Below are 12256 nucleotides of genomic sequence, written 5' to 3'. Positions count from 1 at the left end.
TGGGGACTGCGGATTGGGGACTGCGGATTGGGGATTTATCACAAACACTCTCCGTGTCCCCGCGTCCTCTTCAGTTATGGCGTTAACGCAGCGCTGACCAATAGTTGAGTGTAAGGATGCTGGGGATCGTCAAGCACTTGGTCTGTTAAACCTGATTCCACTACTTGCCCTTGTTGCATTACTAGCAACCGATGGGCTAGCAACCTGACAACGCCTATATCGTGTGTAACTACAATGACGCTGAGGTGAAAATTCCGCACTAGCGATCGCAATAAATCTAATAACCGCGCCTGCACTGATACATCCAGTCCTCCGGTCGGTTCATCCATTAATATTAGCTGGGGGCGTGTCACTAATACACGAGCCAGTTGTAATCTTTGCTGCATACCTCCAGAAAAATTTACTGGTAACTCATCCATCCGCGCTGGATCGATTTCTACTTGTTGCAACCAGTGAGCAGCTTCATCGCGAATATTGCCATAGTGTCGCAGCCCAACATCTAGCAGCCGTTCGCCAATATTCGCCCCTGCACTAACTTTCATTCGCAGACCATCGCGGGGATTTTGGTGGACAAAGCCCCACTCAGTCCGCATCAATCGACGGCGTTGAGCTTCCGGAAGTCGAGTAATTTCTAAGTCTTCTTGGCTACGATTTGTATAAGTAACATTACCTTGGTCAATGGGAAAGTGATTAGCGACCGCACCAAGCAAACTAGACTTACCCGATCCCGATTCGCCGACGATACCCAGAACTTGCCCAGGATATAAGTCAAAGGAAATGCGATCGCACGCTTTAATCGCACCGTAAGATTTACTCAATTGGTGAACTTGTAAAATAGGTTTTGTCATTAGTCATTAGTCATTGGGCATGGGGAATAAGAGATGAGTCTTTGATATTCGCCGACGAGTCTTTGATACTCGTGAATGAATCTTTGATATTCGCCGACGACTCTTTAAACTTCACTCCTTTTCCCCTGTGCTCCCTGCCCCTCCGTCTCCTTCATCCCGCGACAATAGTCTGTATCTGAGCAAATCCACATCCTGCCACCTTGGTCATCAATTAGTACTTCATCTAAATAACTTTCCGTAGAACCACATAGCTCACAAACTTTATCCCAACGTTCGACGGTGAAGGGATGATCTTCAAAGTCGAGGCTTTTGACTTTGGTGTAGGGCGGAATTGCGTATATCCGCTTTTCTCTTCCAGCGCCAAATAACTGAAGTGCAGGACTCATCTGCATTTTGAGATTATCAAAGCGCGGTATCGGGCTAGGACTCATCAAATAGCGATCGTGCACCATTACCGGGTAGTCGTAGGATGTGGCAATGTGCCCGTGTGTGGTGATATCTTCGTAAAGCTTGACGTACATCGACCCGTATTCTTCGAGGGCGTGCATTTTGCCCGTTTCAACAGATGAAGGTTCTAGCCAGCGCAAGGGTTCGGGAATTGGTACTTGGTAAACCAAAATCTGTCCTTCCCGCAGTGGTGTTTCGGGTATACGGTGGCGTGTCTGGATTAGCGTTGCTGCTTGAGTTTGTTCTGTCGTTTGTACACCGCATACTTTTTTGAAGAAGCGGCGAATGTTAACTGCGTTGGTCGTGTCGTCTGCTCCTTGGTCAATCACTTTTAGCACATCGGTTTGACCAATAACGGCAGCTGTTACCTGAATTCCACCAGTTCCCCAGCCGTAAGACATGGGCATTTCCCTAGAAGAAAAGGGAATTTGATGTCCTGGAATAGCAACGGCTTTGAGTAAGGCGCGGCGAATTGAGCGCTTGGTTTGCTCATCTAAGTAGGCGAAGTTGAAGCTTGTTTCGGGGGGATTGGGGATTGGGGATTGGGGAAGAGGAATGTTTTCCATTGTCAATTTTTGCTTGGTCGTCATAAATTCTTAGCTTGACTAATTCATTGCTTTGACCTGCCTTTTGAGCTAAAGTGGTACATTGCAGTGCATGTTCTAGCTGACTGACAGCTTCAGCCCCATACAACTGAGAACCTTTTTCGGTAAATAGCTCAATGATGCTTTGAATTGTTGCAATCATTTTTCTAATTGGTATAGGAATCTTAAATCATTCGTGAAAAAAATCTATTGCCTATTGCCTATTGCCTATTAATTGGATATCGGGCGACTTCTTGTCCTGTGATGTAAACAGATGCGATCGCAGTAGGTAAAGAATTATTGGCAGATATCAATAAGAAATCTGCATCTAACCCAGGGGAGATTTTCCCTTTGCGATCGCTAATTCCCACTGCCACTGCTGGACGGCTAGAAACCAGCGTCCATGCTTGCTCAAAACTCATCAAGCCTAATTCAGCTAGCTTAAAGGGTGCATGAAATAAGGAAGGATAATGGTAATCTGAGCAAAGGCAATCCAAAACATCATTTTTAGCCGCGTCTGCAACACTCATGTAGCCGACATGAGAACCGCCACGCACCAAGTTAGGCGCACCCATGAGGACTGCTGCACCGTAGGCGCGAGATTGGGCAGCTAAAGCAATACTCCCAGGAAATTCGGCGATCGCAACTTGACGGCGTTGGCTTTGTGCCACCTTTTCTTCGCAATCATCATCATGAGAAGCTAGGGGAATGCGGTAAGTATGGGCAAGCTCAACTAATTCCTCTACTTGTTCGTATCCCTCGTGTCGCTGTTCTTGTACTTGAACGATAAATTCTTTGATTTCTTCCTCAGATATAGATATTCGTCGCCGTAAACCATTAAGGTATCGGCCTAACATTTGCGGATCTCCAACAGGCGGTAAATGATCGTTAATGGACAAAAGTTGAACGCGGCCAGATGTCAGCCAATCACATAACTCTTCATGCCCTTTAGTATTTGCTTCTTCATGTCTAATATGAATTCGATGATTGCAACTTAAAACCTGCTTTCCTGTTCCCAAAATAAACTCAATCAAAGCACGGGCTGAATCTCGGCTTCGTAAACCTGGTTCATAGGAGTCCGTAATTGAACAGAAAAAAGTTGTGATTCCAGCAAACAAAAGATTTCGATCATTTTCAGCGATCGCCATTTCTAAAGGAAAGTTAACTCCAGGACGAGGGCAAATCATTCTCTCAAAAGCATCACCATGCAAATCGATAATCCCCGGCAACATCTGGAGTCCTTTAGCATTTACAAAATCAAACCCATTAGGACTACTTCCCCCATCAATAGTGACAAACCGCCCATCTTCAATTAAAACAGTTGCATCTTTAATCCAACCTTCTGGAGTCAGCACATCTGCTCCTTGGATGGCAACTTTCGCTCTTTTTAGTGTTGTTAATTCTTGAATAGTTTGCATTAGTCTCACTAAATCATATCATTTTATATTCAATCACTCTTTCTTCTTTGCGCCTTTGCGCGGCAGTCGCTACAACGGGGGAACCTCTGCAACGCGCTGCCTTGGCTTTGCGTGATATAAATTTTTTAACGAACCACAGAGAACACAGAGGTCACAGAGAATCATGAGATTTTCTCAATTCATCTTCAAAAAACTCCATGCCTTCATAAGGAATTTTTCTTGTTGCAGCAATTCGAGAAAGTAAATCACCTACATGCAATTCCAGCTTATGACAATCTGGGTCGAGAATATATAATGACTCTCCCTCGCTAATATTTTGTTTCCACTTTTTCACACCCAAATAAATCAAGCGATCGCTATATGTTTGAAACTCTTGTTCGGGAACGTTAAAAGCAATATGAGTATATTCAATCGCAGGATTTGTGCGCGTGTTTGCATCTAAAGATAGACACAACCACAAATTACCTGCGAGTAAATAAGCGCCTTTTTTCCATTTGGCGATCGCTTTACAACCAAGAATTTTGGTGTAAAAATCAAAAGATTTCTCCACATCGGAAACAGACAAGGTAATATGATTAATTCCTGTAATCATTGACACCCAAGTAAAATTTAGATTTCTTCATTTTGAATTTTGTTAGCGCAGCTAAGCCGTGTCCGCGTTCGCGCAGCGTCTCGTAGAGAGCGTCATTTTGAATTTTGAATTGCTAACTGTTGTTGTCGCATCTTTCGCACTAGATTTAACTCTGATTGAAAATCAATGTAGTGAGGAAGTTTGAGATGCTGAACAAAGCCCTGTGCTTCAACATTGTCTGAGTGAGAAAGCACAAACTCGACGTTTTGGGCTGGCCCTTGGACTGTTTCACCAAACTCCTCAGCTCGCATTGCTCTATCTACCAACGCCATTGACATAGCTTTGCGTTCGTTATAACCAAAAGTCAGCCCATAGCCACGGGTGAACTGAGCAGGTAATTCCTTAGTACCTTTAAATTGATTTACCATCTGTACTTCAGTAATAGTAATATCAGCGATCGCAACTTCAAACCCCAACTCCTCTGGGCAAATCACCACCTCCACTTCCCCCATGCGAATCTCTCCAGCAAAAGGATGATTTCTGCCATAACCTCGTTGAGTGGAGTACGCCAAAGATAGTAAAAACCCCTCATCTGCACGTGCCAAATTCTGGAGTCTCGCATCCCTTTTCGCAGGAAAACTAAGCGGTTCACGCGTCAAGTCAGAACAGGACGCCGAGAGTGTTTGTAATAAATTCCCCTTGTCCCCTTGTCCCCTTGTCCCCCCATCCTCTTCCTCAGCCTGCATCAATCCCTCCCGATCTAAAGTGTCAATCACGCGGGGAACAGGTTCTGTAATTGCCTCTGCTGCTGCTGCTGTGGGAACTTCTGCCTCTGCCATCAGCTTAAAGTCCAGCAGGCGATGGATGTAGTCAAAGGTGGGGCCTAAGCTCTGTCCTCCTGGAACATCCTTAAAAATGGAGGAAATCCGCCGCTGTATTTGCATTTTGCTGGTGTCTAGTGGCTGGCTGTAATACAAGCGCGGCAGTGTTGTACGATACGCTCTTAACAAGAAAATCGCCTCTACTAAATCACCCCAGGATTGTTTAATAGCGAGGGCTGCTAACTCTCGGTCATATAGGCTGCCTTCACACATCACCCGTTCTATAGCTAAAGTCAACTGTTGTTCAATTTGGTCTAGCGTCAGTTCAGGGATAGCAGAATCGCCCCGGCGTCTACTCCTAAGCAGCGTTTCTGCATTCTCAATTGCCTGTTCACCACCTTTGACTGCAACATATGGCATGAATTTTCACCTCAATCAATTGTTAATTTGGTAACTTGGCTGTACTACGCACTTAAAACTCCAGCCATGCTGCTCGAATCCCAGTGCTTGATAGAATTGGTGAGCGCGATGCCGTTTCAAGTTTGAAGACAGCGTAACTTTATAACACCCCGCTTCTGCACTCAATTTGAGTGCAGCTTTCATCATTTGTGTACCAACTCCTTGACCCCGAACTGTAGGAATAACAGTCACCGCATCTAGTACTGCAAATTTGTGATATCCCCGATGCATCATTGTCGGAACATAAAGCAGGCTAAAAGTACCTACAGGTTCTTGATTCTGAAACGCAAGATAAATGTAATAGTTTGGAACCTGCGCGATCGCATTCCAAATTTCTGCTGCACTATTTATCGGTAAAGGTAACTCACCATCCATCTGTGCATAAAGCTGAACCAGCAACGGCAGATCGTCACGACTCGCAACGCGGATATCAAGACTCATAACAAAACCTCAGATTTTGCCGTGCGAGGTAGTCCCATAACTGCATTTTCTGTAAATAAAAATACATCTATACCCTGGGGATAAGCTTGGTGATTCTTCAGCCAGAAATCCCAAAAATGGCGAGGGAGATTAGGGGCAATTTCTTTGTGATGCAAAATTCCTGGCCCTGTCAGCACCACGGTTTGTCCTCCTTCCCAACTTTCAACTTGTACCAGTAGCGTTGTTGAAGTTTCGGGTTTTTCTGCTGTACCCCAGTTAAAATCAGATAATTCTGGCAATGCTGCCATATCTTGAATTAAGGCAAAGTCAGCTTCCTTAGGTTGCTGCGTAAAGCCACAACCAGTGTGAAATAGTAACCAATCTTTGACTTGAGAAACAAAACTCGCTTGAACCCAAACCCGAACATCCAAATCTAGTAAAGTCAGACAACCTGCTGCACAAGCAGCCGTTAAACCTGAAGGCACAGTCATACTAGCAGTTATCGGGTATGGTGTCCCCGGCCTAGCATTCGCATCAAGTAGCGATCGAAATGTCCCCTGGGCATCATGAATTGGGTCTTTAAAACCTCGTAGATGTGTAAGCATTGTTGACATCAAATTAAATTCTTCATTTTGAATTTTGAGTCACACCTTTGGTGCGCTAGAAGCGCAACTTGAATTTTGAATTGATTTACCCCTCCCCCCTCACCATCGTGAAAAAGTTAACCTTGGTAGCGGCGGTTTGGCGCTGTTTAAGTTCTTGTTGTTCTTGGCTTGCTATTTGCAGGGGTTGAATTACCTCAGCTTGAATTCGATCGCTCCATTGGTCACTTTGCAATAAGGCATCGCAGAAGGCGGCTAGTTCTGCATGACGATGCGATCGCCCTGCGACATATCCAAAACCGGCGAGCGTCTCATCTGGTTGGCTCTCTAGTTGCACCACACAGCGAGTCATGGTAATTTCTCCTAAGTTAAATGGCTCTCCTGTACCCCCAGCGCGTCCCCGAACCATCGCTAAACCAATCTCTGGAGAGCGTAAAAAGCTATAACTCGGCAATGTACCTAATTTATTCACCAGTCCCTCTAGTTGCTTGAGTTCAGCTTTCGCTAGTGTTGCCATCCATGTTTGTCGCTGCATTTCGGTAGCCATAGGTCATAATTTTGGATTGTTAGTAATAATCATTTTTGGCAATTAAACTGCCGCAATCATTCAAAATGATCGATAAGTATGCGAATTGAAGGCCACCAAATTTTCAATTCTGAATTCTGGTTCCTGATTTATGAATTCTTTTTTGTTAAACTATTCTTAATTTGTCTAGACATCTAGATGAAAATAGACTAGCGCAATTTTAGTCAGTTGACAATCTAAATATTGATAATTGATATATGAACCATGAAATAATGCCTATCTACGCCCAAATTGCTGCCGAGTTGCGACAAAATATCCACCAAGAGGTTTATCAAATTGGAGATCGATTACCAACAGAAACTAAGTTAGCAGAACAATTTGCCGTCAATCGCCATACAATAAGGCAGGCGATCGCATTGCTAAAAAATGAGGGATTGCTACGAGTTGACCGGGGACGCGGCACTTTTGTGGCAGCTAAAACTATCCGCTATCCCATTGGTAAACGGGTACGTTACAATCAAACTTTGAAAGCACAGGGTTGGCAAGTTAGGTTTCAATTACTCCGCACCTTGGAAATCAGCGCAGATATTACCGTTGCCACAGCATTGGAGATTAATTATGGTGAATCGGTGGCTTTAATTGAGCGTTTGGGTTTAGCGGATGAGGAACCAATTAGTGTAGGTACAGGATATTTTCCTCTAAAACGGTTTCCAGATTTGTTAGAGCCGGAAAATATCGATATTTTACGAGAAAAGCAATCAATTTCTCAGTTTTTACAGCAGGTATATGGATGCGATCATATACGCCGCAGTACTTGTGTTTCGGCGCGTCTAGTTCAGCCTCGTGACGCACAGTGGTTGGCACTTGGACTCAATCAGCCTATTCTTTTGGCGGAGTCGGTGAACGTCGATCAAACAGGTAATGTGATTGAGTATGGCGTAACTCGACTGCGGGGCGATCGCATGGAATTATTTTTTGAAAATGACTTGACAAAATAGTTATATTATTAACGCTGTGATAGACAAATATTTAATTTTTTCAAATTAAATGTTCTGGAGATTGGAGATTGAGTAAAATGGCGAAAGAAATAGAGCGCAAATATTTAACGATTGGAGATAGTTGGAGAGGTTTAGGTCAAGGTAGTGTCTATCGTCAGGGATATATTCCTACACAAGATAAAGCGACTGTACGTGTACGTATAGTAGGAGATAAAGCTTATTTAACTATTAAAGGCCCGACTGTTCAATATTCGAGATTAGAGTTTGAGTATCCTATTCCTGTTCAAGATGCTCAAGAAATGCTTGAGACATTGTGTCAACGTCCATTTATAGAAAAAATCAGATATAAGATAGAGTCGGGCGGTTTGATTTGGGAAATAGATGAGTTTGACGGTGTTAACAAAGGTCTCATCTTAGCAGAAGTTGAAGTCAGTGATGAAAATCAACAACTTGAACTACCAGACTGGATTGGAGAAGAAGTTTCTCATGATTCTAGATATTTCAACAGCAATTTAGTCAAACATCCTTTTTCACAATGGTAATTATTGAAATATTGACGAAATTACAGCAGATTGCAACTTGGTAAGGTACAGATCCCCCCGCCTACCGCGACCCTCTTAAAAAGGGGGTAACTAGAATCTTGTGCCCCCTTTCCAAGGGGGTTGGGGGATCTAAAACGAGGTAAAATTAATTGCGCGTTTGAGCTTAAATTGACACGTATGAACATGTTGTGCCCCTACCTGTGTACTTCATTTACCTGAAATACCCTGTATAAGTTTGTGCTTTTTAGATTTTAAGTTTTGATTTAGAATCTAAAATCTAATAATTTTATGAAATGTATAGCTTCTGAATTCTGAATTCTAATTCAAACTAGCCAAGCTCTAACTTTTGCTGAGAAGAAATCAATGATACCTGTAGCAAGAATCAAAATAATCAAAATTGCACAGACTTTTTGGTATTCAAAAGCTCCGAAATTCTGATATAAAGAAACGCCAATTCCACCTGCACCAACAATTCCTAATACAGAAGCAGAACGTACATTTGATTCAAAGCGATACAGAGTAAAAGAAGTCCATAGAGGCAATACTTGGGGAAGTACGCCAAAGATAATTTCCAGAATCTGATTAGCGCCAGTTGCTCGAATTCCTTCCACGGGACCAGGATCAATTGCTTCCACTGCTTCAGAAAATAGCTTCCCAAGTGTACCGGCGGTGTGAACAAATAAAGCCAACACACCAGCAAATGGCCCTAAGCCTACAGCTACTACAAAGATGAGTGCAAAAACAATTTCGTTAATGGCACGCATGGCATCTAATAATCGGCGTGTTAATTGTACAATCCAAGGTGGACACATATTATTTGATGCCAAAATAGATAAAGGAACTGCGGCGATCGCAGCCATCAAAGTTCCCCAAATTCCCATTGATATAGTAATAATAGTTTCCGAAAGATAATATTTCCAATCACTAAAATCTGGCGGAAAATATGAACGGATATACTCGACCATATTATTCCTGCTTTGGAACAATAATGGAAAATTTAGTTCGCCCTGAATGTAAGAAAAAATTAGAATAGCAAGAATAGCCAAAAGGAAAAAAAGCCTACCATTAGTAACTAATTTTTCTTCTCGCTCTAACATTGCTATTACTTTAGGAGCTGCATTAGCAATGATCTGATTATGGCTTTGCGCTTTCTTTATATCTTTCATTACACTTAATTAGTATTTATAATTGATTATGTAAAAATAGAAATTCTCAGATTACCAAATTGTTAAATAAGTCGGTAATTTTGTTAATTATTGCACTATATATGGCAATCCTAAATGAGTTAGTTGTAGACAAAATTTATTACCTATTGCTTACCTCAAAATATAGGAATCCGGTTTGATTCCTGAAATTATTTGCGTAGATAGGCAAAAGGCAACAGGATTCTAGAACATTAAGTCTAACTAATTTTTTTCAAAAATCAAATATGAGTCCTATACTAAGTTTATAAATCAATAGGATTGTTCTATCAGTTTTTCTTAATTTGGTTGAGTTGCTGATTAAGTTGTGCCAACTTCTGTTTTTTATCTTGTTCGCTCAGATCTCCTTGAGATTTAGTCTCTTCAATTTTTTTAGCAATTTCCAATTCCCGAATTGTGTTCCAAATTTTGTCGTCAGCTGGAGCAAAACCAGAGATTTTAAAAGGTTCTAAAATTTTTTCATCTTTATAATTGTAAAAAAAGTTTTGAAATTTCTTCTTGAGGTCTGCTGGTAAATCCTGGCGATAAGCAATAGGGTCGCTGGGAATCATGGGAGATTGCCAGATAATTTCAATTTTCTTTCTCGCTTCTGGATTAGTTTTTTCTAAACGACCTAAACCCTCGTTACTAACAGTAGCAATATCTACTTTTTTATTAGCAACTGCGAGGGCACATGCTTCATGGCTACCAGCAAAAATTAAACGCTTAAAGACTTTTTTAGGGTCAATATTGTTTTTTGCAAAAATGTAATAGCTTGGTACTAAGAAACCAGAAGTAGAATTAGGCTCATTGAAAGCAAAGGTCAGCTTTCCTGCATTTTTAATCACATATTTATCCCCACCCTCTGCTTTAGCTTCAGCAGCAATAAGATTATCTTTATTAACAATCAGGTGTGAGTAATAGCCTTTTGTACCATCTCCACTGATAACCTGAGCAAATGCTTCAGCATTAGCCATTTGTACAGCTTGAATGTATGACTTACCACCTAACCAAGCTACCTGTACTTTACCAAAGCGCATGGCCTCTATAACTGCTGCATATTGTGTGACATAAAATGGTTTGATGGGAATACCAATTTCTTTAGACATTGCAGCAGCAAAAGGTTCCCAAATAGGCTTTTGATTTACCTGAGATTCTGTGGAAAGAACGCCAAAATTAATTTCTTTAATATTTGCAGCATCCGAACTAGAACTAGAAGTGCAGGCTGATAATATCTTTGCACTTCCTAAGGTTAGCGTAAATAAAGAAGCTTGTTGAATAAATAAGCGTCTGTTCATGGTTTAATTCCTCGTTATTGTTAAACTTTTGATGTTATTTTTTTAGTAGCTGTTACGGTGCAAAACTCGAATATTTAGCAAAATTTCTTATCCGACAAATTCTCCATGTCCTCTGAGTACAAGTTCTTCTGCTGCTGTACCATAAAGTTCATTGAGCATCCGGTCGTCTAGTTTGGCGATCGCACCATCAAACATCACTTCTCCATCTCTCAGGGCGATCGCCCGGTCGAAATACCTACGCACCATTTGGATTTGATGTAAAGAAGCGACTACCGTTATTTTGCTTTCTCGATTTAATTCGATGAGCAATTCCATGACTTTTCGAGCAGATTCAGGATCGAGGGAAGCAATGGGTTCATCTGCAAGGATAATTTTCGCTCCCTGAACCAGACAACGAGCGATCGCTACTCGTTGTTGTTGTCCCCCAGAAAGCATAGAAGCTCGTTTATAAGCATGTTCCAGAATACCAACTCTCTCTAATGCACAAAGAGCTTGAATTTTTTCTGCTTTAGTAAATAAATGTAATGCTGAACGAATTACAGGCGATCGCGCTAAATTACCAACCAGAACATTTTCAATAACCGTTAGCCTGTTTACCAAATTGAATTGTTGAAAAATGTATCCTATCTGACTTCGCAAAATCCTAATTTTTGAATGCAATTTACCCTTGCTTTGCAAAGCAATTCCAGAAATATAAACCGTTCCTTCATCTCCAATCTGTAAGCCATTTATATGCCGCAATAGTGTAGACTTTCCTGAGCCAGAAGCACCTACAAGTGCTACCATTTCTCCGTCATCAATCGTGCATGAAACATTTTTCAGTGCTGGCTTACCCTTAAAGTTTTTTGACAAATTACTTACTTCTATAGCCACTGTAGTCGCGACAATTTAATATTTATATGACTTTGATTAACAGTAAAGTTATTTAGTTAAGGCATCTTTAAGAAAAGTATAAGAGACAATAGTTTTCAGAAAAGTATAAACAAGGGAAATTTATTATAAATACTAAATATCAAATTGTTGAAAAAAATATCTAATCAGGAGTCAGAAATTAGGATTTATTATAAGTTAGATATTTGACTATTTTTACTCCTAAATTTTGTTAAGCTGACCCATCCCTTTTTAGGGATATCCAAGAATTAAATTACTGAATCCCTGCATCCAACGCACGATCCAATTTATTCTCCGCTGCTTGCCAAAACGATTGATTATTTTTTTAGTTGGAAGTCCGTTAGGGGTAGGATTTGATGTTGACTGTTGACAGTCATCATTCAACGGACTAAAAAGGCGTCTTTCATCCTATTCCTAGAAGGCATGGAATGAGGGACACCTTTTTATAATTTGTGCTCGTAATAATTGCAAACCGCTGTTTTGATGAAAATCAGGTGATGCAAAACCTAACCCAACAGACACGTTGGTTTGTTGGGTTTCTGTCCTCAAATGCCACTTGCTTTTAGCCAGGACTTACGCAAAATCACAAAAAAACGTAAGTAAGTCGGCGCGAAAAAACTAAACTATGTAAAGATAAGTAAATACTGAGA

14 protein-coding genes are annotated in these 12256 nt (G+C 41.3%); 2 read left to right on the top strand and 12 right to left on the bottom strand.

What is annotated here, in order from left to right:
• Positions 1 to 74 precede the first annotated feature (74 nt).
• The 9 genes from phnK to phnG all read right to left on the bottom strand — a co-directional run bounded on the left by phnK (position 75) and on the right by phnG (position 6717).
• Positions 75 to 848 carry a phosphonate C-P lyase system protein PhnK gene (gene phnK / locus ACM0OY_RS23730; protein WP_414571285.1) on the bottom strand — a complete coding sequence of 258 codons (774 nt, stop codon included), beginning with the start codon at positions 846 to 848 and terminating at the stop codon, positions 75 to 77.
• A 104-nt stretch (positions 849 to 952) separates the two neighbouring features.
• Complete coding sequence (locus tag ACM0OY_RS23725; protein ID WP_414571284.1) at positions 953 to 1861, bottom strand: alpha-D-ribose 1-methylphosphonate 5-phosphate C-P-lyase PhnJ; 909 nt, start codon at positions 1859 to 1861, stop codon at positions 953 to 955.
• Positions 1785 to 2042, bottom strand: coding sequence for a hypothetical protein (locus ACM0OY_RS23720; RefSeq protein WP_414571283.1), 258 nt, complete (start codon positions 2040 to 2042; stop codon positions 1785 to 1787). The genes ACM0OY_RS23725 and ACM0OY_RS23720 overlap by 77 nt, the downstream gene beginning before the upstream one ends.
• Before the next feature lie 58 nt (positions 2043 to 2100).
• On the bottom strand, positions 2101 to 3297 hold the full coding sequence (locus tag ACM0OY_RS23715) for an alpha-D-ribose 1-methylphosphonate 5-triphosphate diphosphatase (RefSeq protein WP_414571282.1): 1197 nt from the start codon (positions 3295 to 3297) through the stop codon (positions 2101 to 2103).
• Positions 3298 to 3448: 151 nt separating this feature from the next.
• Positions 3449 to 3889, bottom strand: a complete 441-nt coding sequence (locus ACM0OY_RS23710; RefSeq protein ID WP_414571281.1) for a fosfomycin resistance glutathione transferase — start codon at positions 3887 to 3889, stop codon at positions 3449 to 3451.
• 92 nt (positions 3890 to 3981) lie between these two features.
• On the bottom strand, positions 3982 to 5109 hold the full coding sequence (locus tag ACM0OY_RS23705; RefSeq protein WP_414571280.1) for a carbon-phosphorus lyase complex subunit PhnI: 1128 nt from the start codon (positions 5107 to 5109) through the stop codon (positions 3982 to 3984).
• A gap of 15 nt (positions 5110 to 5124) precedes the next feature.
• Entirely contained in the window at positions 5125 to 5589 is a 465-nt protein-coding gene (locus ACM0OY_RS23700) for an N-acetyltransferase family protein (RefSeq protein ID WP_414571279.1), read from the bottom strand.
• Entirely contained in the window at positions 5586 to 6182 is a 597-nt protein-coding gene (gene phnH, locus ACM0OY_RS23695; RefSeq protein WP_414571278.1) for a phosphonate C-P lyase system protein PhnH, read from the bottom strand. The genes ACM0OY_RS23700 and phnH overlap by 4 nt, the downstream gene beginning before the upstream one ends.
• A 76-nt stretch (positions 6183 to 6258) precedes the next feature.
• Positions 6259 to 6717 carry a phosphonate C-P lyase system protein PhnG gene (phnG, locus tag ACM0OY_RS23690; RefSeq protein ID WP_414571277.1) on the bottom strand — a complete coding sequence of 153 codons (459 nt, stop codon included), beginning with the start codon at positions 6715 to 6717 and terminating at the stop codon, positions 6259 to 6261.
• 236 nt (positions 6718 to 6953) lie between these two features.
• Here phnG and phnF point away from each other — a divergent pair, with 236 nt between their 5' ends.
• The gene (phnF, locus tag ACM0OY_RS23685; RefSeq protein WP_414571276.1) at positions 6954 to 7694 is read left to right on the top strand and encodes a phosphonate metabolism transcriptional regulator PhnF; all 741 of its coding nucleotides are present in this window, start codon (positions 6954 to 6956) and stop codon (positions 7692 to 7694) included.
• 77 nt (positions 7695 to 7771) lie between these two features.
• Positions 7772 to 8236, top strand: a complete 465-nt coding sequence (locus tag ACM0OY_RS23680; protein ID WP_414571275.1) for a CYTH domain-containing protein — start codon at positions 7772 to 7774, stop codon at positions 8234 to 8236.
• Positions 8237 to 8559: 323 nt separating this feature from the next.
• On the opposite strand, the gene phnE is transcribed toward ACM0OY_RS23680, so the two are convergent.
• From phnE to phnC, 3 genes are all read right to left on the bottom strand, one after another.
• Positions 8560 to 9402, bottom strand: a complete 843-nt coding sequence (gene phnE / locus ACM0OY_RS23675; RefSeq protein WP_414571274.1) for a phosphonate ABC transporter, permease protein PhnE — start codon at positions 9400 to 9402, stop codon at positions 8560 to 8562.
• Between the two features lie 305 nt (positions 9403 to 9707).
• A complete protein-coding gene (gene phnD, locus ACM0OY_RS23670) occupies positions 9708 to 10715 on the bottom strand; it encodes a phosphonate ABC transporter substrate-binding protein (protein WP_414571273.1) in 1008 nt (335 codons plus the stop codon).
• Between the two features lie 87 nt (positions 10716 to 10802).
• Positions 10803 to 11588, bottom strand: a complete 786-nt coding sequence (phnC, locus tag ACM0OY_RS23665) for a phosphonate ABC transporter ATP-binding protein (RefSeq protein WP_414571272.1) — start codon at positions 11586 to 11588, stop codon at positions 10803 to 10805.
• Positions 11589 to 12256: the final 668 nt, after the last annotated feature.

It is taken from the genome of Nostoc sp. CCY 9925 (assembly GCF_963920935.1).
Classification (GTDB): domain Bacteria; phylum Cyanobacteriota; class Cyanobacteriia; order Cyanobacteriales; family Nostocaceae; genus Nostoc.
This window is presented reverse-complemented; position numbering and strand designations above follow the sequence as displayed.